This is a genomic window from Bacillus sp. EA-CB0995 (assembly GCF_055814245.1).
Genome location: NZ_CP169269.1, coordinates 2,899,238 through 2,925,949, shown reverse-complemented (window position 1 = coordinate 2,925,949; position 26,712 = coordinate 2,899,238). Strand labels below are relative to the sequence as shown.

Annotated in this window: 17 protein-coding genes, 6 pseudogenes and 3 other annotated features (1 of these 26 running past the window's edge); of the genes and pseudogenes, 18 read left to right on the top strand and 5 right to left on the bottom strand. The window is 36.1% G+C overall.

Annotated features, from left to right (window positions below; genetic code table 11):
- Positions 1–26 (top strand) — a binding site (T-box leader) (it extends 190 nt beyond the left edge of the window).
- 48 nt (positions 27–74) lie between these two features.
- Positions 75–1,762, top strand: a pseudogene (argS, locus tag ACEWFJ_RS15135) (arginine--tRNA ligase).
- Between the two features lie 163 nt (positions 1,763–1,925).
- Here the strand turns inward: argS and ACEWFJ_RS15130 are convergent.
- On the bottom strand, positions 1,926–2,615 hold the full coding sequence (locus ACEWFJ_RS15130) for a YjjG family noncanonical pyrimidine nucleotidase (RefSeq protein WP_473689098.1): 690 nt from the start codon (positions 2,613–2,615) through the stop codon (positions 1,926–1,928).
- Positions 2,616–3,116: 501 nt separating this feature from the next.
- Between ACEWFJ_RS15130 and ACEWFJ_RS15125 the strand changes: the two are divergent.
- From ACEWFJ_RS15125 to ACEWFJ_RS15115, 3 genes and pseudogenes are all read left to right on the top strand, one after another.
- Positions 3,117–3,506 (top strand): annotated as a pseudogene (locus tag ACEWFJ_RS15125) (amidohydrolase family protein); the annotation flags it as partial.
- A gap of 506 nt (positions 3,507–4,012) precedes the next feature.
- Entirely contained in the window at positions 4,013–4,375 is a 363-nt protein-coding gene (locus ACEWFJ_RS15120; protein WP_473689097.1) for a nucleoside-diphosphate kinase, read from the top strand.
- Complete coding sequence (locus ACEWFJ_RS15115) at positions 4,351–4,869, top strand: hypothetical protein (RefSeq protein WP_473692536.1); 519 nt, start codon at positions 4,351–4,353, stop codon at positions 4,867–4,869. The genes ACEWFJ_RS15120 and ACEWFJ_RS15115 overlap by 25 nt, the downstream gene beginning before the upstream one ends.
- Before the next feature lie 42 nt (positions 4,870–4,911).
- On the opposite strand, the gene ACEWFJ_RS15110 is transcribed toward ACEWFJ_RS15115, so the two are convergent.
- Complete coding sequence (locus ACEWFJ_RS15110; protein WP_098311086.1) at positions 4,912–5,145, bottom strand: hypothetical protein; 234 nt, start codon at positions 5,143–5,145, stop codon at positions 4,912–4,914.
- 264 nt (positions 5,146–5,409) lie between these two features.
- Positions 5,410–5,652: a binding site (T-box leader), on the top strand.
- Positions 5,653–5,706: 54 nt separating this feature from the next.
- On the opposite strand from ACEWFJ_RS15110, the gene ileS reads away from it, so the two are divergent.
- From ileS to aspS, 4 genes are all read left to right on the top strand, one after another.
- Positions 5,707–8,811: an isoleucine--tRNA ligase gene (gene ileS / locus ACEWFJ_RS15105; RefSeq protein WP_473689096.1), complete on the top strand. Its 3,105-nt coding sequence runs from the start codon at positions 5,707–5,709 to the stop codon at positions 8,809–8,811.
- A 213-nt stretch (positions 8,812–9,024) separates the two neighbouring features.
- Entirely contained in the window at positions 9,025–9,939 is a 915-nt protein-coding gene (locus tag ACEWFJ_RS15100; protein WP_473689095.1) for a tetratricopeptide repeat protein, read from the top strand.
- Entirely contained in the window at positions 9,939–13,232 is a 3,294-nt protein-coding gene (locus ACEWFJ_RS15095; RefSeq protein WP_473692534.1) for a tetratricopeptide repeat protein, read from the top strand. The genes ACEWFJ_RS15100 and ACEWFJ_RS15095 overlap by 1 nt, the downstream gene beginning before the upstream one ends.
- A gap of 144 nt (positions 13,233–13,376) precedes the next feature.
- Positions 13,377–13,589 (top strand) — a binding site (T-box leader).
- Positions 13,590–13,699: 110 nt separating this feature from the next.
- Positions 13,700–14,992, top strand: coding sequence for an aspartate--tRNA(Asn) ligase (aspS, locus tag ACEWFJ_RS15090; RefSeq protein ID WP_473689094.1), 1,293 nt, complete (start codon positions 13,700–13,702; stop codon positions 14,990–14,992).
- A 188-nt stretch (positions 14,993–15,180) separates the two neighbouring features.
- On the opposite strand, the gene ACEWFJ_RS15085 is transcribed toward aspS, so the two are convergent.
- Both ACEWFJ_RS15085 and ACEWFJ_RS15080 read right to left on the bottom strand, forming a co-directional pair.
- Positions 15,181–15,651, bottom strand: a complete 471-nt coding sequence (locus ACEWFJ_RS15085) for a lytic transglycosylase domain-containing protein (protein ID WP_473692532.1) — start codon at positions 15,649–15,651, stop codon at positions 15,181–15,183.
- Positions 15,634–16,818, bottom strand: a pseudogene (locus ACEWFJ_RS15080) (DUF3880 domain-containing protein); the annotation flags it as partial. The gene ACEWFJ_RS15085 and the pseudogene ACEWFJ_RS15080, both read right to left, overlap by 18 nt.
- Positions 16,819–16,995: 177 nt before the next feature.
- On the opposite strand from ACEWFJ_RS15080, the gene ACEWFJ_RS15075 reads away from it, so the two are divergent.
- From ACEWFJ_RS15075 to ACEWFJ_RS15055, 5 genes and pseudogenes are all read left to right on the top strand, one after another.
- Positions 16,996–17,865, top strand: a complete 870-nt coding sequence (locus ACEWFJ_RS15075) for a polysaccharide deacetylase family protein (RefSeq protein WP_473689093.1) — start codon at positions 16,996–16,998, stop codon at positions 17,863–17,865.
- Between the two features lie 80 nt (positions 17,866–17,945).
- Entirely contained in the window at positions 17,946–18,950 is a 1,005-nt protein-coding gene (locus tag ACEWFJ_RS15070) for a polysaccharide deacetylase family protein (protein WP_473689092.1), read from the top strand.
- A gap of 31 nt (positions 18,951–18,981) precedes the next feature.
- A pseudogene (locus ACEWFJ_RS15065) lies at positions 18,982–19,110 on the top strand (DUF3880 domain-containing protein); the annotation flags it as partial.
- Between the two features lie 50 nt (positions 19,111–19,160).
- Complete coding sequence (locus tag ACEWFJ_RS15060) at positions 19,161–20,090, top strand: CgeB family protein (RefSeq protein ID WP_473689091.1); 930 nt, start codon at positions 19,161–19,163, stop codon at positions 20,088–20,090.
- A gap of 209 nt (positions 20,091–20,299) precedes the next feature.
- Positions 20,300–20,977, top strand: coding sequence for a polysaccharide deacetylase family protein (locus tag ACEWFJ_RS15055; RefSeq protein WP_473689090.1), 678 nt, complete (start codon positions 20,300–20,302; stop codon positions 20,975–20,977).
- A gap of 54 nt (positions 20,978–21,031) precedes the next feature.
- Here ACEWFJ_RS15055 and ACEWFJ_RS15050 read toward each other — a convergent pair.
- Positions 21,032–21,828, bottom strand: a pseudogene (locus ACEWFJ_RS15050) (lipid II flippase Amj family protein).
- A gap of 221 nt (positions 21,829–22,049) precedes the next feature.
- Between ACEWFJ_RS15050 and ACEWFJ_RS15045 the strand changes: the two are divergent.
- The 5 genes and pseudogenes from ACEWFJ_RS15045 to ACEWFJ_RS15025 all read left to right on the top strand — a co-directional run bounded on the left by ACEWFJ_RS15045 (position 22,050) and on the right by ACEWFJ_RS15025 (position 26,710).
- Entirely contained in the window at positions 22,050–22,706 is a 657-nt protein-coding gene (locus tag ACEWFJ_RS15045; protein WP_473689089.1) for an HAD family hydrolase, read from the top strand.
- Between the two features lie 200 nt (positions 22,707–22,906).
- The gene (locus tag ACEWFJ_RS15040) at positions 22,907–24,103 is read left to right on the top strand and encodes an iron-containing alcohol dehydrogenase (RefSeq protein ID WP_473689088.1); all 1,197 of its coding nucleotides are present in this window, start codon (positions 22,907–22,909) and stop codon (positions 24,101–24,103) included.
- A gap of 123 nt (positions 24,104–24,226) precedes the next feature.
- Positions 24,227–25,665, top strand: a pseudogene (locus tag ACEWFJ_RS15035) (GntP family permease).
- 134 nt (positions 25,666–25,799) lie between these two features.
- Complete coding sequence (gene tsaA / locus ACEWFJ_RS15030) at positions 25,800–26,273, top strand: tRNA (N6-threonylcarbamoyladenosine(37)-N6)-methyltransferase TrmO (RefSeq protein WP_098311077.1); 474 nt, start codon at positions 25,800–25,802, stop codon at positions 26,271–26,273.
- Positions 26,270–26,710 carry a GNAT family N-acetyltransferase gene (locus ACEWFJ_RS15025; RefSeq protein ID WP_473689087.1) on the top strand — a complete coding sequence of 147 codons (441 nt, stop codon included), beginning with the start codon at positions 26,270–26,272 and terminating at the stop codon, positions 26,708–26,710. The genes tsaA and ACEWFJ_RS15025 overlap by 4 nt, the downstream gene beginning before the upstream one ends.
- Positions 26,711–26,712 lie beyond the last annotated feature (2 nt).

Below are 26,712 nucleotides of genomic sequence, written 5' to 3'. Positions count from 1 at the left end.
ACCACGGGTGTAAACTCGTCTCTTTTTTTAAAAAAGAGGCGAGTTTTTTTATGATTAAAAAAGGAGGAAGAATGATGGAATATAAAATGAAGTTTGCGAAACATGTATTCGATGTATTAGAGCCAAGTTTATCATTACAACAAATTGCTGATCTAATGGAAACGCCAAAGCAAGATGAATTTGGAGATGCCGCTTTTCCTTGTTTCACATTAGCGAAACAATATAAAAAAGCACCGGCAGTTATTGCACAGGAACTAGCGGATAAATTATCTCACCTATTTTTTACAAAAGTCGAAGCGGTTGGGCCGTATGTCAATGTGTTCTTCGATCGTCAAACTGTAAGTAATGAAGTGTTGTGTAAAATTATAGATAAAAAGGAAGAATACGGACAGTTGTACTTTGGTCAAGAAAAAACAGTTGTGATTGATTATTCTTCTCCTAATATCGCTAAACCATTTTCGATGGGACATTTACGTTCTACTATGATCGGAAATGCATTAAAACATATATGTGAAAAATGTGGTTACGAAGTTGTTGGTATTAACTACGTTGGTGACTGGGGAACGCAGTTTGGGAAACTAATCACTGTTTATAAAAAATGGGGGAATGAAGAGCTTGTAAGAGAAGATCCAATTCGTGAGCTATTTAAGTTATATGTACGTTTTCATGAAGAAGTAATAGAATACCCCGAGTTAGAAGAGGAAGGGCGTGCTTGGTTTAAAAAATTAGAAGATGGTGATGAAGAAGCAGTATATTTATGGAACTGGTTCCGTCACGAATCTTTAAAAGAGTTTTCTCGTATTTACGAACTGCTTGGCGTAGAATTCTCAAATTTCCAAGGCGAGGCTTTCTATAATGATAAAATGGATGATCTTGTTTCGCTTCTAGAAGAACATCACCTATTAGAAGAATCTGACGGGGCGCAAGTTGTAAATTTAGAGGTAGAAGGAATGCCGCCATGTTTAATTAAAAAGTCAGATGGTGCCACTCTTTATGCAACGCGTGATTTAACAGCTGCATTATATCGCCAAAATACGTATGAATTTGATAAAGCATTATATGTCGTTGGGGAAGAACAAAGCTTGCATTTTTCACAATTCTTCACTGTATTAAAGAAACTAGGATTTGAGTGGGTAGAAGGTATGGCTCACGTTCCGTTCGGACTTATTTTAAAAGATGGTAAGAAAATGTCTACTCGTAAAGGAAGAGTTGTTTTATTAGAAGAAGTGCTAGAAGAAGCAATTATGCTAGCGAAACAAAATATTGAAGAGAAAAATCCGAATTTAAAAAAGAAAGATGAAGTAGCAAGGCAAGTCGGTGTTGGCGCAATTATTTTCCACGATTTGAAAAACGAACGCATGCATAACATTGAATTTTCACTTGAAAATATGTTGAAATTTGAAGGAGAAACAGGACCATACGTACAATACACACATGCCCGTACTTGTTCGCTATTGAAAAAAGCGATATAGATATTGAGAAACAAGAATTACAGTTAACAGATGATATAAGTTGGACAGTGATAAAACTGTTAAATCGCTTTCCGCAAGTAATTGAAACAGCTTTTGTAAAATACGAGCCATCTCATATTGCAAAATATTTACTAGACGTGGCGCAGGCGTTTAATAAATATTATGGTAACGTTCGTATTTTAGAAGAAAATGCAGAGAAAGAAAGTAGAATTGCGCTCGTATATGCGGTGGAAATTGTATTAAAAGAAGGTTTACGTTTGCTTGGGATGGAAGCGCCTGAGGAGATGTAGAGGATGTGAAAGAGAAGGGAATTGAGTGTTTATCAATTTCTTTTTCTTTTTTATTTATAACATTTCAGCTAATTAGTAAACCTAGATTACTTTTATAAAATAAAAGAGGCTGTACTCAAAACGAGTTTTCAATCATTTTGAGACAACCACTATCTTAATAAATCTATTTTTTTAGTATATTTTTAAGCTCCATCAAATTTGAAATTTCATAAGTAGGTTTCAATCCTAATGTATTTACAATTTTATTAGGATTAAACCAGCATGTATCTATACCAAAATTGATCCCGCCTTGTATATCAGAAGTTAAGCTATCTCCTACCATCAATACCTTGCTCTTGTCAGTATGCTGTATATTGTTTAAAGCGTGCTCAAATATTTTAGGGTCTGGTTTTGATACCTCAACATCCTCAGAGACTACGATATCTTCAAAGTATTTTGCTATAATAGATTTTCTTATTCTATTATCTTGAACATCTTTAAGACCATTAGTAATTATAGTAAGTCTATAATCTTTATACAGACTTTCTACAAGGTCTATACTCTCATCGTATAAAAAAGATGCATAAGATAAATGTTTCATATATAATTGTGCAAATTCAACTTCATCAAATTCAGCATTTAATTTATTTGATAACCGTTTAAATCTTTCAACATTTAATTTTTTCTGAGTAATAAGTCCATCCTCAAGCTCTTTCCATATAGCTGTATTTATATCCTTGTATACTTTCAAATGATGATTTTCATCATATTCTATATTAAATGCAAGCATAGTATTTTTAAGAGAATCTTTTTCGGATTTATTAAAATCAAATAAAGTCTCATCTGCATCAAATATTATAATCTCGTACTTCATACTAATCCTCCAAATATAGTTAGTTTTTCTAGTTATCACATACAAACTTTTTTATAAAAAAGTCTTGTCAACGTACTTATATGATGTCCTATAGCATTTTGTTACAAAATGTCATAACAAGTAAAATACCAATCTAGTTTTATATAAAATACTTATTATGCTATACAACACTTTATAAATTACAGTATTTATAAAGTGTTGTATATGACATATGTCATACTAAACAGGGGTTATGAGAAAACTTGAGCACGGGAAAATTACCTGTATTTAGTTTTTATATTTTGTATAATTTTGAATTTTTAAATAAAATATTATTAGAATTAAAGTTTCTAAACTCTAAAGAGGTGTACGATAAAATGAATACTGGGGTTAATTTATCAGTAAAGGAAATCTTAAAGCATAGGCATTTTCAAAATGCAAAAGTGATAGCAGGGAAAGCCGTCCTTTGTCGAACAGTAAAGTGGCTACATATTATGGAAATACCTCGAATTGGAAATCTGTGAGCGAGTAAATCATATGTATCCCCTTCGTGATTATATTGATGCTGGTATCATTGCTGCAGCTGCTTCCGATAGCCCGGTTATCATGCCAAATCCACTTCTTGGTATTCATGTCGCTGTTAACCGCTTGAGTTCATCCGGACAAGAGGTCGGAGCCAATCAGCGTGTTAGCATTTTGGAAGCAATTAAACTCTTTACTTGGAATGGCGCGTACGCAAGTTTTGAGGAAACGATGAAAGGCAGCATCGAAGTAGGAAAACTTGCAGACTTGGTTGTTTTGGATAAAACGATTCTAAACGTTCCTCACGAACAGATTAAGGATATACAGGTTGAACTGACAATGTTGGACGGTGAAATTGTATTTCAGCATTCAACTTCCTTAATTGGATAGTGCATAACTTTATCTCGCTATTTTTTGAAGCAGTAGGGTCCACATCTCAAGGTTTAGAGTGAAGCAAGGAAGATAGGTGGGGGATAACTGTTGGCATGCGCCTGACTGGGCGGGCTTTCCATCAGTGGAGGATGAAGAAACTCCCTACTGATGGAAGTTTCACTTTATCATGAAAGAATGAGTATCACCTTTAACAGGTGGTACTTTTTTTAACATTATACAATTACTTATCAAAGAACCCTAAAGCATATTTTATCCCTTTTTCAATATCAGTTGTTTCGTATCCTACTAATTTCTCAAAGGTAATTTGTATTTTTACATTTTCTGATTCGTAATAGCTGTCTAAATCAATATTTAAAAAATTTATATGCATCAGCATTTACATTCGTTTCAATAATGTTGAAAGTTCGAATTGGATGTATGAACATAATCATTATTATGTTTGCATAAGCAACTTTCCTTTTCTTCCATATAGTATTACATAGGGTGGAAGGGGGATATAGATATTGAATTGGGACAAATTAGGGTTCGTAATATGCAAACCAGACGCAGTATACTTAAATTTAGAACGAGAAATTCTGTCGTTTCTTGAGCGAAGAGGATTTCAAATTCTTGCCTGCAAATATGTGACGATTACACCGGATTTATGCCGGCGTTTATATTGGGATGAAAATAAGGAGTATTCTGAATGGTGGTGGGAATTAGAATCTGAATTCTTGAATTTAGGAGAAAGTTTATGTGTGTTGGTTCAAGGTACACCACAACCACCGTACAAATCGGTTTCCGAGCTGATTGAAAAAAGTGGAAGGGAAACTTCAAGCCTGAAAAAGCAAAGAAAGGAACGATACGATGTACGTTTGGAGCAATGAATGGGATATTTAATCTATTTCACTCTGCAGATTGTACAAACGCAGTGAAACGGGAAGCATCATTGTTTTTTACAGCTGAAGAGATAGAACAATTAGCATGTGAAAATGCTTCATTCGTACTTAAGCAAAAAGAAGCGAGCAATCTTGATGTTATAGATATATACTTTCGTATCAAACGGCAATGTATACGAGTTTCATCCATGCATATGAAAGTAAAGAAAAGATATATAAGTTTTCTTGATAAGAAACAACGTCAGGCCATGAGTGTAAGCAAGTCAATGAAGCAGCTTTGGTTGTATAATACCTTGCAGGAGGAATATCGGATGTTTTACATGTACATTGGCAAAGACAAATTACTAGAGTGTATAACTAACAACAAAAATTTTAAAAGAATAAACTACAATATACTATTTCAAGCATTCGATAAAGCCGGTTTAAAACTTGCAAAATGGGAAACCTGTTTGTTTAAAACGACAATGTTAAGTTTTACATAAAAACCTTCAGTACACTGAAGGTTTTTATGTCGGTGCGATCATTCATGAAAAAAATCCTAAAGCGTATTTTACTCCTTCATGAATATCAGTTGTTTCGTATCCTGCTAATTCTTCAAAGGTAATTTTCATTTTTACTTTTTCTAATTCGTAACCACTGTCTAAATCAATATCCAATAGAACTTCATATCCATCAGCAGTAGCATTCGTTTCAATAATGTTGAAAGTTTGAATTGATGTTCCTGTTTCATACTCGATTGATTCTGAAAAATCTGACATAAAAAACACCACCTCTTCTTTTTCAAGCCTAATATTTTAGATATAATTGACTTAATAGCTTCCCATACGATAAAACATCTGTGGGTCTTTCAATAGCTTAACCATGCCAGCTTCTGATATTCATGAAGCATTCTGATATATGTTTAGAATAAAAAAGTGTAGTAAAGGTAAACATTAAATGCATAAATAGAATTCAGATAGTTTTTTCTAAATTCATTGACAATTAGCGTTGCGTTGGAATAAAATAACTGTTAATAAAAGTATACAAATCTGATGACGAGAAAGAGTAAAATATATCGCTGTTCCCCAGAGAGCCGGTGCTTTGCTGAAAGCCGGTGTTCGGTTTATATTTGAAAATCATCTCCGAGGAGTCGAACTGAACATAGTAAGTTCGAACGGTTGTCTACCGTTACAAGGAACGCGTATGATTGTACGTTGCTGAGTGCTATTGATTGAACGGTTAATCAATAGAAGTAGGGTGGTAGCGCGGGTAAACCCGTCCCTAATGATAGGGACGGGTTTTTTGTGTACTTTTAATTATTTCATAAGGAGTGATTGTAGATGAAGAAGGTAGATGTGAAAGAATTAGCTGTAAGGAGAGAAGCGCGAATTCGTAAGCAATGGAATGAACAGGATACCTTTATGCAATCGATTCGAAATCGTGAAGGTGCACAATCTTTCGTTTTTTATGAAGGACCGCCAACTGCGAATGGTCTTCCGCATGTCGGTCATGCGCTAGGACGGACAATTAAGGACTTGGTCGCAAGGTATAAAACGATGACAGGATATAAAGTGCTGCGCAAAGCCGGATGGGATACACATGGATTACCGGTGGAATTAGGAGTTGAAAAACAGCTTGGTATTTCTGGTAAACATGATATTGAAAAGTACGGTGTCGAAGCATTTCTTGCAAAGTGTAAAGAGAGTGTATTTACGTATGAAAAGCAGTGGCGTGAGTTTACAGAGAGTATTGGCTATTGGGTTGACATGGATGCGCCGTATATCACGCTAGATAATTCTTATATCGAAAGCGTTTGGCATATTCTTGGAACAATTCATGAAAAAGGATTGCTATATAAAGGGCACCGCGTTTCTCCTTATTGCCCAAGCTGCCAAACATCATTAAGCTCGCATGAAGTCGCGCAAGGATATAAAACAGTGAAGGATTTAAGTGCAACAGTTAAATTTCAGATTGCAGGTCGAGAAAACGAGTATGTTCTCGGATGGACAACAACGCCATGGACGCTTCCGGCTAATGTAGCATTAGCGGTTCATCCAGAGATGGAATATGTCCGAGCGCAGCAAGGAGATGATGTTTATATTGTTGCGAAAGAGTTAGCGAAAGATGTACTGCAGCAAGAGTATAAAATGTTATCTGTTCACAAGGGAAGTGAATTAATAGGGCTTTCTTATGTGCCGCCATTTCAGTTTGCGGAAGTTGCAAATGGTCATTGTATTGTGAGTGCTGATTTTGTCACTGCACATAGCGGTACAGGGATTGTGCATATCGCGCCTGCTTACGGGGAAGATGATTATAAAGTTGTCCAAGAACATGGTTTATCATTTGTGAATGTCGTAAACGAGAAAGGAGAATACACATCTGACGTTCCTTTTTTACAAGGGAAATTTGTAAAAGAGTGTGATGTTGATATTGTTCGCTATTTAGCTGAGCATGGTCTTCTTTATCATAAAGAGAAATATGAGCATAGTTATCCGCATTGTTGGCGCTGTGATTCACCGCTACTTTATTATGCAAATGAAAGTTGGTTCATTCGAACGACTACTTTAAAAGAGAACTTTTTACAAAATAATAATGAAGTAACATGGCACCCAGAGCATATTCAACATGGCCGGTTCGGTAATTTTTTAGAAAATATGGTTGATTGGAATATTAGCCGAAACAGGTATTGGGGAACGCCGCTTAATGTGTGGGAATGCGAAGCTTGTCATCATCAATTTGCACCGAAAAGCATTGAAGGGCTAAGACGTTATGCAACTGACGCTGTAGATGAAAAAATTGAACTGCATAAGCCATATGTGGATGAAGTAAAAGTAAAATGTTCTAAATGCGGCGAAACGATGAAGCGGACGCCGGAAGTTATTGACGTTTGGTTTGATAGCGGTTCGATGCCATTTGCACAGTATCATTATCCATTTGAAAATAAAGAGTTATTTGAAGAACAATTTCCAGCGGATGTCATTGCTGAAGGAATTGATCAGACGCGCGGGTGGTTTTATAGCTTACTTGCGGTGTCTACACTGTACACTGGCAGAGCACCATATAAGCGTGTGTTATCACTTGGTCATGTGTTAGATGAAAATGGCCAAAAGATGTCAAAAAGTAAAGGGAATGCGTTAGACCCAGTAGATTTAGTAGAGAAATTTGGAGCGGATGCGTTGCGGTGGGCCCTTCTTGTAGATAGTGCTCCGTGGAATCCGAAGCGATTTTCAGAACGAACTGTACAAGAAGCAAAGTCGAAGCTAGTAGATACGTTGTTAAATGTATATAGTTTTTATGTATTGTACGCGGATTTAGATGGATACAATCCAAAACAGGAATATAGTACAAAGAAAACAAAATTGGATGAATGGGTATTATCAAGATTGCATAGTACGATTCAAAAAGTGAGCGTGGCTTTAGAAGATTATCAATTTACAACAGCAGCTCGTGAAATAGCATTATTAGTTGAAGAAGTAAGCAATTGGTATGTAAGACGTTCCCGCAGTCGTTTTTGGGCATCAGGTATGAGTGCTGAAAAAGCAGCGGCATATGATACGCTACATGAAGTACTTGTGACAATTAGTAAGCTGCTTGCACCGTTTACACCATTTTTAGCAGAGGATATTCATTTGAATTTAGAAGGGAGCAGCGTTCATTTAACAGATTATCCAGTATTTGATGAAACGTTAATTCATACACAGCTTGAAAAAGAGATGGCAGCTGTTTTACAAGTAGTGGAGCTCGGACGTAGCATTCGCAATCAACATACATTAAAAGTAAAACAGCCATTAGCAAAGCTCGTTGTATTTGAGCATACGAAGCAAGAAATGGATTGGGATTCCTATAAAGAGATTGTAATGGATGAACTTAATGTGAAAGAAGTTACAGTCGAACATAGCGAAGCGGGTTATATGTCATATCGGTTAAAACTAAATTTTAAACAAGCAGGACCTAAATTCGGAAAGCAAATCAATACGGTAAATAAGTGGCTGCAAAATTTATCTAGTGAAGAAGTAAAAGTGTTTATAAAGGATGAAAAGGGAGCATGTCAATTGTTGTCTGGAGAAGTTGTTACAGTAACATTAGACGATGTGTTTGTTGAAAAAGTGCCGAAAGCAGGATTTGCTGATGCTACGAACGGATTATATACTGTCATGATGGATACGAATGTAACGGATGAATTGCTGCAGGAGGGAATGGCACGAGAATTTATTCGTGCTGTGCAGGAATATCGAAAACAATTGAATTTACCAGTGAATTTGCGGGTAGACATTGAAGTTAATGGTGACGAAGAATTACAGTATGTAATAACGAAGTATAAGGCATTACTACAAGAAAATTTACTCATGAAACAATTACTATTTAATGAATCATTACAAAATGCAGAACAAGTTCAAGTAGGAAATAAGAAGGTATTGATTAATCTGAGAGCGAACGAAATATAAAGTGATAACCATCAGTAAGGGGCGTCATCCCCCGCCTATCTTCTTCGCCTTTCTCTGAATCTTGAGGTGGGGGTCTTACTGTCCGTTAATGCGGGATAAAATAAAAAGAAACAGAGTGTATGCTCTGTTTTTTCTTTTAAAACAATCATGAGGAAAAGATTGTACTTTATATAGGTTGTATGTAAAATCGTGAAGAGAGAATGGAGTGAAAAGATGCGAGATTTTGAGAAATTACGGGTATATGTAAAAAAGAAGGAATTTTTAAATGGTATATCAGAAATTCAAAAAGAAATTGAGGAAATAAGATCGAAAAAATCCCTTTCATACTTGAAAGAGTGGTTAGGCACAATTTCTTCAGAAGAAGATTTTTATACACTTATTCAATTGTTTGATGAAGGCTTGATGCCGTCTTATAGTAGATTTGTTGTGCGATATGCACATCGTCATTTTAATAGCTTTCGTACGCTTACTTGGTTTTGTGATGATTTAATTGATGAACGAAAATCATTAGATGCAGAGGATTTATTAAAAGAGGCATTACAAAAAGAAGGTACAACTGTTGAAAAAGAGCATCTTGCCAAAGCATATTTTGTATTGGCACGCTGCATACTTGAAATGCGCCGTTATGAAGAAGCATATACATATATGAAGAAAGCAGAAGAGTTAAGTGAGATTCCTATTTTTGATAAGTGGGGCTACTTTTATTTATTTAAAGGCGATTGGCTGAAAGCAGAAGAAGTGTTTCGAAAAGGAATGAATTGTGAGGAATGTGCAGATACATCAACATATTTATTTGCCGAGTTGCATTCCATGAAAGGAGAACATGAAAAATCCTTACAAATCATTACGGAAGCGATGAGGAAATTTCCACAAGTTCCGTTCTTTTATTTAGAAAAGGTGAAAAGATTATATGATAAAAAATCATATGATGAGTTGAGCCGAGTTTTACATGAAGTTCAAAAGTTGTTGCCATTTCATAGTTATCAATCGTATTTCTCACAAATATGGGCAGAAATCTATTATACGAAAGGTGATCGGGCTGCTCTGCAAACATTGTTAGAAAGTGAGAATAGTTTAAAAGATTCACCTTATCATAACACACTACGATTTGATGAGAAAAAGAAGTGATGCTACCGATTACACCTGTCGTGCAGAAAGATAATTATTGTGTGCCTGCAAGTATAGAAATGATATTGAAGCTTTTTGGAAAGCACGAAACGCAAGATGAAATTGCTAAGCATACTTTTGATGGAATAGGGTCGAAGTTGTCAAAAACAGTTGAATATGTAGAATCGATTGGTTATAAAAGTCGTTTCTTTGTAGGTACAGTGGACATGTATAAAAAATTTATCGATGCTAATGTTCCGATTTTGCTTAGTGTCGATATAGATCATGTTTCACATGTACAATTGTTAGTCGGTTATAACGATCAGCTGCAAGTTTTGTATATTCAAGATCCAAATTTTGCAGAGCGCATTCTTGTCACATATGAAGAATTTGCGAAGCAGTATTTAAATACAAATTATTTATCCATCGCGATTGTTCCAAAAGAGAAAAATGATCTCCTTTCTTCTTTATGTGAAGATGATGATTTGTATTTTCGTCGTATTTTTTCGTTAACAGATCAAATGGAATTTGCCGAACATGACGATGTGGAAGCTTTGTTAAAATTTTTACATGAGCATAAAGAAAATCCGTACACATGGCTATATACGATTAAGCATTTAGATTTACAGGATGGAAAGGAGTTTGTATATAGCTGTATCGAGCGTGCTTTACATGCTTATCCGGAATCGGATTATGTGAAACTTCATGCCGCGCAATGCTTTGTGCGTATTGAAGAATTGGAACAAGCATATACAGTATTAGAACAGGTAAAGCATAAAATCGATAATCCATTCTATCACTTCATTCAAGGGCGCATTGCGATGGATGAATCTCGTTCTCACGATATGATTGCAAGTTTTCGTGCGTCGCTCCAACTAGATCCTGACCAGCCGGTAGCTTGGAGTTATATGGGAATTGGCTATATGTATTTAGATGATGTAGAAAAGGCTTTAAAGTACTCGTTCATTGCAGTGAGTCGCCACGAAGATCGTTTTGTTTTCATTAATCATGCCCTTATTTTAATGGATGCAGACCGGAACGAAGAAGCATATGATGTGTTTAATACGCTGCTAAAACAATATAAACGCGACGGATATGTATGGTGCGAACGTGCTAGGTGTGCTTATAAATTAGGAAAGTTAAGATCAGCAACCCGTGGACTTCGCATCGGTAAGGAATTAGATCAGCAGCTCCCATTGCCATATATCATGTTAGCTGATATTTATGAAGCAGAACTAGACGATGAAAGAAAAGCAGAAGAGTTTTTACTTGAAGGAATGCAAAATGATGTTCAGTCAGCTGTATTATATGCGAAATTAGGAGATTTGTATTTAGAACGAGAGCAATATGAAAAAGCACAGAAAATGTATGAAACAGGGCTTCAATATGACAAGCAAGATGTGCCTTGTCATCTGGGGATAAGTGAAGTCTACATGAAACAAGGGAGCTATGAAGCTGGAAAACAATATATTTTTAGCTTGAAAGAACAGTTTGCTGAAGATAGTGACTTCCTTATTAATGCCGGGAAAATATTATGGAATGCGGCTATGGATCAAAATATAGAGCAAAGGGAAATAGAATCAGCTTTAACGATAACGGAAGAAGGAATCGTTTGTATACAAAATAATTTTCGAGATGCACTAGAAATATATGTAACGCAGCTGGAGGATACACCATTTTTACAAAGAGGGATTTCGTTTTTAAATACTTTAGTTGAAAAAGATAGTAGTAATATAGATTATATATGCTATTTAGGCATATTACAGGAGTCAGCTGGAAGTTATATAAAAGCCATTCAGCTGTATGAGCGAGCGGCGCAGATGACTGAAGATACATTCCCTCATTTTAGGCTGGGAGAAGCATATAAAGCATTGGAGGAATGGGAAGAAGCAAAGAAGACTTATTTGAAATGTGTACAACGAGATTCTACGTTCGCTATTGCTCATTTGAAATTAGCTGAAATTTACTTTGTTGAGGAAGATATAGTAAAAGAGCAGCATCATATGTTTGAAGGCTGTAAATATGCACCTCTATTAGTAAATATGGAACATTTAGCAAATATATCAGTAAAAGTTGAGCGTCATGAGGAGCTGATTGCGGCTTTAAGCAAAAAGAAAGGTATTGTTTCTGAATCATGGCGTTTGAATAGTCTTGCATATGTGTACGGTGCATCTGGTGATGGGCAGAAAGAACGTGTTTATGTAGAACAGGCGCTTGCACAGGAAAATGACCATGAAGAGATATTACATCATTATGCGAAAATATTACTTGCCGCACACGAAAAAGAAGGCTTACATGTTATTGGAAATCTTATTATGCAAAATGTTCACAATGAAGAAGTGTATGCAACGTATGTAGATGGGTTGCGAACGCAAAGAAAAAGTATAAGTGATAGTTTAGCTGATTTGAAAATATCAAATGAAGAAAAAAGCTCTGCGTTTATGTATGCAGCTTCTGCACTTGAACAAAAATTTATTGAACAGATGGAGCAGGAGGAACAAACAGGAGCATTTTTTACAAAAATGTATCGTCGTATTCGAAAGCGTGCACAAGATGTTCTTTCTATCACTTCTATTATTGATCTTTATGAAACTGCAATCCGCCTAGATCAGACAAACGACGCAGCAGTGCAACGGTTTTCCCACTTTTATGTAAATGCTAATCTCATTGATGATGCACTAGAAGTATTGCGTAAGTCGCTCAAAAATCATTGGAATTATGAAGTTGCACATCAACTTGTTATGCTACTTTTAGAATATGCAAATGAAAATAAGACAGGGCTGCAAGAAGCATTGTGTGAAACGGAACGCATTTTGCAAGAACGGCCGATGGACGCACCGATTCGAATGCTGCAGGGCACGATATTACTTGATTTACACAAGGAAGAAGAAGGGGAGCAAATTCTCCGCGCTTTAGCAGAGGATGTTCCGATGATCAGTGGTAGTTTTATGTATTTAGGTGCTCTTTACAATAAGCAAGAGCGTTATTGGGAAGCGATTGCTGTATTGGAGAAAGGATTAGAGCATCACCCAGAAGAGGATGAACTATATATTGGGCTCGGTGTTTCTCATCATTTAAACGGTGATACGGAAAAAGCGTTACGGCTCATGAATGACGTATTATCGATTGACGAGTCCCATTTGAATGCAAGATATAATAAAGCATGCTATTTAGTTGTATTGAATCGAAATGAAGAAGCAATTGCTGAATTAGAGCGTGTACTGCAAGAAGATGAAAGCGGCTATTTTGCAGAAGTAATGGAGGACGATCCAGAGTTAATAAGTATTAAAAAGTATGTGAAGCAGTATATTTGATATATGTGGGGAAAGTTTATAAATTAAAAGGTGATATCGGATGAGTAGAAGAAGTAAGAGAGATAGTTCTTCTAATTACTTTTAAAAAATAAAGAAAAACAACTTGCAATTTGTCATTCGAAAGGATAGAATATTCCGTAAATATAAAAAGCGATGAGCAGGAAAAGTACATTGTGACTTGATCTACAGAGAGCAATCGGTAGCTGAGAAGATTGCGATGCAGCGTGATGGAAAGACACCTGTGAGCGTTATTTTGAACGTGAACAACTAGTAAAAGTAAACGGCACCTACCGTTATCAGGCGAAAAGTGGTCAATGTGACAATTTGGGTGGTACCGCGGTTAAATCCGTCCCTTATATAGGGGCGGATTTTTGTATTCTTTGAAAGGAGGTGAGCGGCCGTGGATGATGATGATAACGATAATAATAAACATACAATCATACAATTAATAGTAGGAGGCGGAATGTATGAGTCAACAAACGAAGCGGTCGCTTATTAGCGAATGTACATCGCATGAAACAGTTGTGTTAAAAGGATGGGTGAAGAAAATTCGCCATCTCGGAAATATAAGCTTTTTATTACTCCGTGACCGAACAGGCGTCATGCAATGTGTACTTGAAAAAGAATGGGCTGGATATAAGGTAGAAGTAGAAAGTGTTGTGCAAGTTACAGGAAAAGTAATTGAGACAGATAAAACGGAACTTGGAGTAGAATTATTAGTTGAGGACGTACAGCTTCTAAACAGTACAGAGCCAATTCCATTTGAAGTGAATAAAAAGAAACTGCAAGTTGGTTTAGATCAAATGTTAAACTCTCGAACGTTGTCACTTCGACATGAACGAGTACAAGCGATTTTTACAATTCAATCAATGCTTGCCCATGCTTTTAGCGAATATTTACTTCAAAATGATTTTACGAGAATTTTCACACCGAAAATTGTTTCGCAAGGAGCGGAAGGCGGAGCAAACGTATTTCAGTTTCAATATTTTGAAAAAGATGCATACTTAGCACAATCACCGCAGTTTTATAAGCAAATGATGGTGGCGGGTGGATTAGAACGCGTTTTTGAAGTGGCACCTGTGTACCGTGCCGAACATCACAATTCATCTCGTCATTTAAACGAATACATTTCCTTAGACGTCGAACTTGCGTTTATTGAAGACTTTTATGAAGTAATGAAGCTTGAAACAGATGTACTTCGGTATATGTTTGAAAAAGTGCAGAAATGTTGTGCAAAGGAGTTGCAGTTGCTTCAAATTGAAATGCCAGTTATTACAGACATTCCAAAATTAACGGTTACGGAAGCGCAAAACATTTTACAAAAAGAGTATCGAAAAGAATCACCAATAGGCGATTTAGACTCAGAAGGAGAAAAATTACTTGGGAAGTATGTAAAAGAAGTATATAATAGCGATTTCGTCTTTATCACCCATTACCCGAAAGAGACGCGCCCGATGTATACGATGCCAAATCAAGAGAATCCTTCTGTCACAGACTCATTTGATTTATTGTATAAAGGATTAGAAATTACATCAGGTGCGCAGCGCATTCATAATTATGATATGTTAGTTCGTTCTTTTGGAGAAAAGGGATTAAACGTAGAAAACTTCCAATCCTATATCGATACATTCCGCTATGGATGTCCGCCGCATGGTGGATTTGCGATTGGATTAGAACGACTTGTATATAAATTTTTAAATTTATCGAATGTTCGTGAAGCAAGCGCATTTCCAAGAGACTGTACGCGGTTAGTACCGTAATATATGAAAGAATCCCCGGTTAATGTACCGGGGATTTGTTATGGAGAAACTGCTGTGAATTTGTAATGACAGTGTGTAAAATTTCAATTGATTGTATAAATCTTTTTAGGAAATGAAATTGTGTGTAAAGTGAGGTTTCTTAATCAACCTTATTTGTATAAATACATATTTAGGATAATGTTACTATATTACAGATTGTCGAAGTTGACAGCTTTAGAATATGAAAGGACCTTTTTAACATAATTTTGAGGTTCTTCAAATGGCGGAATCCCCCCGTATTTTTTTACCATATTTGGTCCAGCGTTATAGGCGGCAATAGCTAGTTTCCAATCTTCAAATTCAGTATATAATTCTTGTAAATAGCGGGCTGATCCGTAGATAGCTTCGATTGCATTACAAGGGTTAATTCCTAATAAATTGGCTGTTTCAATTTGAAACTGCATTACTCCTATTCCTCCAGTTTTGGAAACTAGATTTGGATTTCCGTTACTCTCGGCTACCATAATGCTATAGAGGATATTGCTGGGAATGTTATGTTCTTTAGCAGCCTGAAAAATAGGTTTAATCCACTGTGTTGCTTGAGGATTTCCAAGAGTACTTTTATTCTCTGACTGAGCCAAAAATTGTGTTGTATCTATAATCTCTCTGACTTTTAACACTTGATCAACAAAGATCTCATCATTTGCTAAGCTGTTTAAATTTTTTAAGTCACTAATTGTGACCCCGAATTTTTGTGAAATGCTCCATAGAGAGTCAGAGGGACTAACGATATACAATTGGTATTTTTCTTCAGTAAAGTTTTCATAATAATAGATTTCACCTTGTTCCTTCGAATCAATAATATCCGGTTTTATTATTCCTTCTTTGGTCAATATGTTAACCATGAATTCAGCTCGGTGTTGATAGCTATGAATTTTGACAGTCAGCTTACCCTGCTCCCTAATTTTCTCACAACTTGCGGGATGCTCTAAAAAATATTTTACTAACTTGACGGTTTCCTCCGGTGATGAAGAAACAACAAGGTCATGCCCCGGCTGAAATAGGTGTCTTACTCCCGGTGTATCCATCGTTAACAGAAAACCTCCAGATGCAAGTATTTCATAAGTTCTTTGGGTCACTTGTGAGGGGTAATTTTGTAGACCTAGAATGATATTGGCTGAACTATATACATAATTCGCTTCATTGTATGGTACATATCCATGAATCCAATCTTTAGGTATGTCCATACCAAGGAATGGATTCATTTTATCCCAATGTCTGCCCCAAAAGTCAATACGTATATTTTCAGCAAGGAGGGGACGTATTAAAGTGTTTATTGCATGATGGCGGAAGTGTTGAGGGTATTTTTCTAATACATCAGGGTAAGCATTAGCTACGACTGCAATTGAAGCTTGATATTGAGGAATGGCATCTACCGGGAAGTGAACACTGGAGTGGTGGCCAAAGTCCATATATGCTGCTTTAATCCCTTGTTGTTTGTAATAGTCGACTGTTGCAGGAGATATGGTAAATACAAAGCTAGGTTGTATTTTATTAATAAGAGGGAGGGACCAGGTAGTAGTAAATTGAGGATCTTCTACAGCCCAATAAACAAGAGGAGTTCTAGCTTCATGCAAATATTTTTTTATCCATTTCAGCTTTTCATCTGTATGCTCGACGCCCCAGCCTATTGTAATGACAAGATCAGGTTGAAAGCTTTCTATCATATGAGGAATACTTTTCTGTGTTAATGGGCCTGATATCATGACTTTGTGCCCTGCATCAACAAAGCCTTTTGGAAGGCCGGCTGTCCAAATTTGACTGCTTTCTAAGAATAAAATGCGCATTCTTATTCTCCTTTAAAAGTTTTTCATAAATATATTATGTTTTTAGAAACATATAGTATAGGACAAGCATGCAAAATAATTGAAGATGTGTTCATGCGTAGAAAAAGCTGGTACGGGAACCGTGAAATAATCATATGATAACGAGGAGATCTATTGAATTGAATGGGAGAATAGAAAATGTACATGAGTTTAGAGAGCCAATTTGCCGACTTTTATAACAGAATTATAGAGATGAAGAAAAAGTTTGATAGCGAGCCTATGGACGCCAACTTCGTTTCAGGTGAGATGATAATCCCCGCTTATAATGGGCTTAAGATAAATGTAGAAAGATCACTAAATAACATGATAAAAGATCGAAAATGGGATGAATCATTGCTTGTTTATGAGGAGGTTGCACCAAAGGTTCTCATTTCAAGTTTACCGCCAGCACCTATTTTTTTCGGGAATCCTAACAAACCAATGGCTTCTATCATGGTGAATGTAGCGTGGAGAAATGAAAATATCCCCACTTTGTTAAATATTATGGAGGAAGCTCAATGTAAAGCTACCTTTTTTCTACAAGGTGAATGGACTCATAAATTTTCTGAGCTAGCAAGAAAGATTAAGGATGCTGGACATGAAATTGGAAGTCATGCCTATTCACATCCGGATATGAGAGGCCAGACACTAGAATATATTGAATGGGAATTGAAGAAGACTAATCAAGTAATCTATAAGGAACTTGGAGTAAGACCTAAGCTTTTCACTCCTCCATCCGGTGAGTTTGATGAGAGAGTAATTAGAACGGCTATCAAAGAAGGAATGTATACTGTTTTGAGCTCAATTGATACACAGGACTGGAAAATGCCGCCTCCGGAAGAAATGGTTCATCAAGTTAAAACCAACGTAAAAAAGGGTTTCCTCATTCTCATTCATCCGACAGAATCTTCTGTACAGGCATTGCCTGAGATGTTAAAGACGATAAAGGATAAAGGATTAAAAATTGTGACAGTAAGTGATCTCCTTTCACCGCAAAGAGAGGTAATTGACCGTTATCCAGAAGTTTAATCTTAATATGGAGAAATCAAAGATATATTGTCATTTGAACAGAAAAAATTTAAATTCATACCTCAGAAGGAAGAGATGATGTGAAAGTAGAGAATGGGACAATTTTCGTTGACGGCCAACCGGTAGAAACAGATTATTGGATCATAAATGGAAGTATCCTCGTTCCTGCACTTTTTTTAAAACACACAGGTGCAGCTGTAGATTTTGATAATAAAAAATATGCCGCGTTTTTTTACACGAAAACGTTATTTCTTGGCTTATTTAACTTTCAATCAGACGGCTGCTTTGTTATAAAAGGAACGAACAGTTTTCAGCAAGGGTCCCTCTGTACCCCTTTAATGGTAATAGAGGAACAAATGTGTGTTCCCTTATATGAAGTAGCTCAAAAATTAGGAATGACAGTTTGGGAGAATCAGAAGATTTCAAGAGTTTATGTAATAACCAATACTTCTCCGATGTTGAAACCTACAATTTATCATAAAGGAGTAGGAGATAAGAAACAAGTAGCTCTATCTTTTGATGATGGTCCTGATGATGTATATACACCAAAAGTTTTAGATATTCTATCTAAAAAGAATGTACGAGCTACTTTTTTTGTTGTAGGGAAACAAATAAGATTGTTTCCGGGAATGTTAAAACGTATCGTTGTAGAGGGACATGCACTTGGAAATCATAGTTGGAGCCATCTGAAGTTTCCAGAATTAACTACATCTGAGTTGAAAAATGAAATACAACGGACAAATGAAGAAATCACTTCAGTTACAGGGTATAAGGCTGAAATCGTACGGCCTCCATTTGGGCTCTTTACAAATAGTGATCTACACATCATTGACGACTTAAGTTTAAAGTTAATCCTGTGGTCGGTAGATACGCTCGATTGGATGGGATTACCAATGGAGCAAATTATTTCGATTGTCATGAGAGATGTATCACCAGGTTCAATTGTACTACAGCATTCACTCAATCTACTGCCGCTGGATGGAACATTAGAGGTCCTTCCTGTGCTTATCGATAATTTGGTTAGTCAAGGCTATCAGTTTGTGACCATTCCGGAGATGCTGAAGGATACTACGCCTTATTTATAACGAATTAATTACTTCTTGAAGGGAGACATAAATGCGTATCTTATTTTTAGAAAGTCATCCAATGTGGATTTACGGATTACCAAATGGGTTTCGCGATGCAGGCCATGTAGTGGAAGTTTCGGGATTCCTTGATGATCAAAATTTGGATAGACTGATTTCTGATTTTCAGCCCGATTTAATTATTACGATGGGCTGGGGGCCGGATAATGCATGCCTAAAAAACAAGAAAAAATTCGCGCTAGTGTGGAAAAAGCTAATGTTCCTCATGTTTACTGGGCAACTGAGGATCCTACATCTACAGAAATTTTTTCGATGCAGTATATCGAAAGAACGAGACCAGATTTTGTTTTCACTATTTGCAAAGACAGGGTGGGGTATTACGAAAAACGGGGAATTCCTGCCGCACATTTAGATTTTGGATACCATGAGAGTGTTCATTTTCCTGTGGAAGCAGACGAGAAATTCCGTGCGCCTGTGGCGATTGTTGCAAATGCTTATCCTAAAAAGCTTAGTTATTTTCCTGATCATTACCGCCATGAATCTATGAAAAATTTAATCACACCATTAGTGAAAGAAAACATTAGAATCGATTTTTATGGAAACTATTGGGATGAAATGGGTCCGATTTTAGGTGTGGATATTCCAGAGGATTGGATTCGGGGATATATTCATTACTCAAATGCTAATAAAGTGTATAGTTCAGCTGAAATCGTTTTAGGCCTGCAAAATCTCCCAACGCAACTTACTCAACGTACCTACGAAATTCTCGCATCCGGTAGTCTTCTATTAACAAATGACACCCCAGAAATAAATCGTCTATTTATCCCCGGAAAAGATTTGCTTATATCTCGTTCCCCTGAAGAAACAATCAACATTGTCAAGGAATATTTAGCTAACCCAGAAAAAGGAAGAATAGTAAAGAAAAATGGAATGGATGCAGTTAAAAATCACTCCTATCAAAAGAGAGCTGAGTATATGATTGATATCTTAACTCGGCAGGGCTTGTTTGAAGGGAAAAAGAAATCTTACCAGTTAGTAAAGGAAAAAGAAAAACCTTTCAGAAGGATGGATTTGAAATTTATATCATACGTAATGGTGATACTTTATTTAGTATATCCAAGGAATTTGATATTGGAATAGAGAGTCTCAAATTACTCAATGAACTGACTTCTGATGCTATTGATGCAGGATTTTTATTAAAAATAAGAAAACTTCCATTTCAGAAGAACGAAAAATCCTCTATTTCCTCAGATCAGTTTAACTTGTATACGATTTGTCATGGAGAAACACTAGGAAGTATCTCCAAAAAGTTTGAGATTCCAGTTCAACAATTAAAAGAGGATAATAAATTGTACTCAGACTTGATTTATGCAGGGCAACTATTGAAGATAGACAGTCAAACAGCAATAGCCAAGTTCACTTCTTCGGTGCTTATTTCGAAGGGGCTTCGAAATGAAAAAATGGTCTCACTCACATATGATGCAGGTGACAGTGCTGAGGAAACAGAAAAAATTTTAGATGTTTTAAAAAAACATGGAATCCAAACAACTATGTTTTTAACAGGCATCTGGGTTGAAAAATTCCCGGAATTAGCTAAACGTATCCTTGTAGATGGACATGAAATAGGGAATCATTCTTATAGTCATCCAGATTTAACTAAACTATCCATTCCTATGATTATGAGTGAGTTAGCAAAAACAAAAAAATGTTTTGAAACTATACTTGGACAAAAAGGAATTTCCCTGTTTCGACCTCCTTATGGATATTGGAATAAAGATGTTTTAGAAGCTGCTAGCAAAGTAGAATATCCTTACACAGTTTATTGGAGTTTAGACACAATAGACTGGAAAGAACCGTCGGTTGAGACAATTGTCAGCCGAATTATGGGAAGTATTAAAGAACAGGATATTGTGTTATTTCATCTTAATGGAATTCCGACAGAAGAAGCATCTGATATTATTATTTCACAACTGAAAAATCAGGGATATAGTCTTGTAAGAGTAAGTGATATGTTGCGTAATTATTAAAAAACAAAAGGTTCTTCTGCATAATTAAGAAGAACCTTTTTTACAGCTTTATTTTCAATTCGTAACTGAAATAATCCACAATATCCAATGGGCACCTGGTACAAAAAGTACTTGGGCAAGTAATGTTCCTAAAAACCTGGAAATCATGAGCCATCCATACATTTTTCCCATTGTTTCTGCTCCGTTCTCTTTTTGGATCGCTCGTTCGGTTAATAGAGCGATCCGTGGGTCTAATAGTACAGTTAATAAGATTGTTGCAAATCCGTTAACGAGACCAGAAGCCGTACTTGCATTCGTTGCGTAGGCTGGATTTAAAAAGAGGCGTATAAAGCAGAAAGAACACCTGCTGTATAAATAGCAGTAGCAAACATATTAATGAGCATAATTCGCTTTGGGATACCGCCAACTCGCATCCGATGAATCATTTCCAATTTTGGAAAACGGACATATTTTTTTGTGTATTTTAGTTTTTGAATGTTATTTGTTTTCATCATGCGAATGAAAGAACCGTCTGTTTCAAAGTTTTTAATCACATAGCTAAATAGTTTTGTCAGAGTCGGATACAAAAAGATGGCTAGTAATGTACCGATGGAAGCGGCTAATAAAATAAGACGAATAGTTCCTTCTAAATTGATAGAAGCGTCTTGCTTTGCTTGATCGACGATACCGCCAAGCAAAAAAGCTTGCAGTAAGTTAGATGTTCTCGCAACAAGTAACACGATTCCAACTACAGATAAGGAAACAGCAATCTTTTTTAAGCGAATGCCTGCAAGGCGGATACTATAAGAACTTGTTTCTACTGCATGAATGATAACTGTAAAAACTACTATGAAAATTAATTTTGTTGTCATATGTATTCACCATCTATTACAAATTGGAAAATAAATCTAATCATACATGATGAGAAGGGTTTTGTACATCTTGATTTTTTGTTAGATGGCGGCTTGTGGGTGGTTTGTTAACAGAATATTTACATTTGAATAATTGTTTTGTAAAATAGTGAAGATTGTGGCTAGGATGGTAAGGGAATGGGGATGAAAATATATTACAGTAACCGAGCGGAGGGGAATAAATGTATACAACTTTTTTATTCGACTTAGATGGCACATTAACAGATCCAAAAGAAGGTATTGTAAACTCGGTCACATATGCGTTAAGAAAAATGGGGACAGATGAGAAAGATGATAAAAAATTACTATCTTTTATCGGCCCGCCAATTCAACATTCGTTTGCTAGCATATATAGAATGAATGAAAAACAAGTAGCAGAAGCAGTAACGTATTATCGTGAATATTTTCAAGATAAAGGAATGTTTGAGAATCAAATATATGAGCATATTCCTAGTGTTTTAAAAGATTTAAAGAATGCAAGGAAGCGTTTATTTGTGGCAACGTCTAAGCCAACTATATTTGCAAAACAAATTTTAGAGCACTTTCAACTTGCACATTATTTTGAAGAGATTGTCGGTAGTAATTTAGATGGTACGCGTATTGCAAAAACGGACATTATTCAGCATATTTTACATACATATCATGATTTAAAGAAAGAACATGTGGTTATGGTAGGCGATCGAGAGCACGATATAATTGGAGCGCAGCAAGTTGGAATTGATTCTATCGGAGTAATGTATGGATATGGTAGTAAAGAAGAATTAGTGGCAGCGGGAGCTACTCATATTATTGAAGATGTAGAACATATAAAGAGGTTTCATTATGTGTTAGAACAGTAATAGATTGATTAGATTTGTTTGGAAAGACAAGGTCGTCACCTTGTCTTTTTTTGTATAGAGATGTTGTAAAAAAATGACTATATTTGGGGTTTAAAAGAGGGATTTTAGTTGCGAAGTGGAATTGTAAAGGTAGTTTGTTATGTAAATTGTTTTTTCTAGCATAGCTAGTTTAGGGATGAAAAAAGAAGGAGGGGGTATATTTGCAAGGAGTTTCAGAATTTCGAGTGCCTGAGACAGTCTTATATGGAACAAATGCATTAGAAAAACTAGGAGAAAGAGCTATTCAGTATGGTAAGAAAGCATTAATAATAAGCGATTCTATTATGAATGAGCTTGGTTATGTAGAAAGGTGTAAGAAAATGTTAGCATCACAAAAAATAGAAGTTGTGACTTTTATTGATGTGAATACTGAGCCGACAGATGAGCATGTAGTAAAAGCATTATCTGTTTGTAAAAAGAATGAATGCGATCTTGTTATAGGACTTGGCGGAGGAAGTTGTATTGATGTTGCAAAGACCGTTGCTGTTATCGCAACAAACGGAGGGAACATTGGGGAATACGCTGGTAATCAATATCCGATAACAAAGGTACCTCTATCTCTTATTGTTATTCCAACGACTGCTGGAACAGGATCTGAAGTTACGAGTGCAACTGTTATTACAAATACAAGCACAGATGTAAAAATGATGATTAAGCACCCAAGTTTTATACCTCAAGTAGCTATTGTGGACCCATTATTAACGATGTCTACTCCATCTCATGTAACAGCTGCAACAGGAATAGATGCGTTATGTCATGCGATAGAGGCATATATTTCTCGATTGTCACAACCTCTTACTGATATATTTGCACTTTCAGCAATTGAAAAGATTATGAAATATCTCCGTATTGCTTATGAAGATGGCCAAAATGTAGAAGCTAGAGAGCAGATGATGCTTGCCTCAATGGAAGCGGGAATTGCTTTTACAAATGCGTCTGTAACACTAGTTCATGGAATGTCCCGTCCTATCGGGGCAATGTTTCATGTTCCTCATGGTCTATCAAATGCGATGCTCCTTCCAGCGGTATTAGAGTTTACGAAAGATTATACAGTGAAACGTCTTTCTGATATTGGGCGTAAGATCAGACCTGATTTGAAAGCGTTATCAAATGGAGAGTTTGCAAATATTACTGTCAATGAAATAAAGCATCTTTGTACAGATTTACGTATTCCAAATATGAATGAGTATGGAATACATAAGGATGAATTTGAACTGGTTATAGCAAAGATGGCGAAGGATGCGCTTGCAAGTGGGAGTCCAAGTAACAATCCTCGTATTCCTTCGTATGAAGAAGTGATTGAATTATATCGAATTTGCTACGATTATAACTTTGTAGATCGCGAAGAAATTGTGTAAGAATAAAGTGAAACTTCCATCAGTGGGGGTCTTACTGTCCGTTAATGCGGGATAAAATCAATTTATGTTAAATAAACTGAAAATTCTATAAAAATTTCCTTGGAAATTACAAAGGAGGAACGTATGGAATTAGTAATTATTTTATTAGCACTTAGTATGCTAATGTTTGTAGCATATCGCGGATTTTCTGTCATTTTATTTGCTCCGATTTGTGCTCTGTTTGCAGTTTTGTTAACAGAGCCGACTTATGTATTACCTTTTTCTCAAATATTTTTATGGAGAAAATGGTTGGCTTTATTAAATTATATTTCCCTGTATTTTTACTAGGAGCGATTTTCGGAAAAGTAGTTGAAATGTCAGGAATCGCAGAATCTATCGCAAAGACAATTATCCAAATTGTTGGTGTGAAACGGACTATACTTGCAATTGTATTAATGGGAGCTATTTTAACATATAGTGGTGTCAGTGTATTTGTTGTGGCATTTGCTATATTTCCGTTTGCAGATAATTTGTTTCGTGAGGCAAATATTCCTAAACGTTTGATTCCTGGTACAATTGCGCTTGGGGTTCTTACCTTTACAATGGATGCACTTCCAGGAACACCGCAAATTCAAAATGTTATTCCGACAACCTTTTTCAAGACAGATATTTATGCCGGTCCTTTCTTAGGAATTACAGGAGCTATTTTTGTTTTCATAGTCGGTATGGTGTATTTGGAAAGACGCCGTCGTAAAGCAGAAGCGCAAGGCGAAGGGTATTATAGATTTAAAGATGGAAATGCTGAAATGGCAGCATCCATCGAAGCGGAACAAAACGTAAGACCGTCAATCCAAACGGTTGATATTACACCACTTCGTCAAGTGCTTGCTTTCGTTCCTCTTATTTTAGTAGGTGTGATGAACAAATTTTTTACAATTGCTATTCCAAAATGGTATCCAGATGGTTTTGATTTTGCATCTATTGGTTTAAAAAGTTTTGGGAAAGTAGAACTGTCTGGAGTACTTGGGGTGTGGTCAGTAGAATTAGCACTTGTAATTGGCATTGTAACAACAATTCTTTTAAATTGGAAGCGTGTATTTGTAGATTTTCAAACTGGGTTAAATGCAAGTATTGGCGGAGCATTACTAGCGGCAATGAATACAGGTGCAGAGTACGGATTTGGTGGCGTAATTGCAGCGCTCCCAGGATTTGGGGTAATTCGTGATAGTATTTCAACAACTTTTACGAATCCGCTTGTTAATGGAGCGGTTACGACAAATGTGCTTGCAGGTATAACAGGATCGGCTTCTGGGGGAATGGGAATTGCATTAAGTGCAATGTCTGATAAATATATTGCAGCTGCAGAGCAATTTGATATTCCATTAGAAGTTATGCATCGCATTATTGCGATGGCATCAGGAGGAATGGATACATTACCGCATAATGGGGCTGTTATTACATTACTTGCAGTAACGGGATTAACGCATAAACAATCGTATCGTGATATTTTTGCACTTACAATTATTAAAACTGTTGCGGTATTTGTTGTAATTGGCACGTATAGTTTAACAGGTCTTGTATAATATTCAGAAAGAAGAGAGAGTTAAGTGCTTTCTCTTCTTTTTTACATAATATTATTATGTAAACTGACGTATTATTCATGGAAAGTATTCAGAAAATATATTATAATGTAAGTGGTTACAAAAAGGGGGATACGATGTTTTCGTTACAACCGATCGCTTTTGTACATAATGAACGAATCAATATAGAAGATGATTTGTGGGGCGAAATAGAATCTATTATTGAATTAATAGAGCCGTATACAGAAGAAAGTTTACAAGGGATTGAACAATTTTCACATATTGAAGTTATTTTTTATTTTGATAGAGTGACAGATGCTAACATTCAGTATACGGCAAGACATCCTCGTAATAATGAACAGTATCCGAAAATCGGTATTTTTGCACAGCGGGGGAAAAATCGTCCGAATAAATTAGGTGCTACGATTGTAAAAGTAGTACGAAGAGAAGGAAAACGATTAGTTGTACAAGGGTTAGATGCGATTGATGGTACCCCTATTTTAGATATGAAGCCAGTTATGAAAGAGTTTTTGCCAAGGGAAGAAATTAAACAACCGAACTGGGCAACGGATTTAATGAAGAACTATTGGAAAGGAAGCGAAGAGAAGTGAAAATATATCAAGCATCTATGGAAGACTTACAAGGAGTAGCACCATTATTTAATGAGTATCGTATGTTTTATAGACAAGATTCTAATATAGAAGAAGCAGAACAATTTTTACGTGAACGTTTAGAGCAAAAAGAATCAATTATTTTTGTAGCAGTAGAAGATGGGAAGTACGTAGGGTTTACGCAGCTATATCCTTCTTTTTCTTCCATTTCTATGAAAGAGTTGTGGATTTTAAATGATTTATTTGTGCAAAAAGATGTGAGAGGAGCTGGAATAGGGAAAGAACTGCTAAAAGCAGCGGAGCAATTTGCATTGGAGACAGACGCAAAAGGGCTAAAACTTCAAACTGAGGTTGATAATGTAACAGCGCAGCGTTTATATGTAGAGAACGGTTATATAAGAGATAGTCGTTATTTTCATTATGAATTAAATTTGTAAAA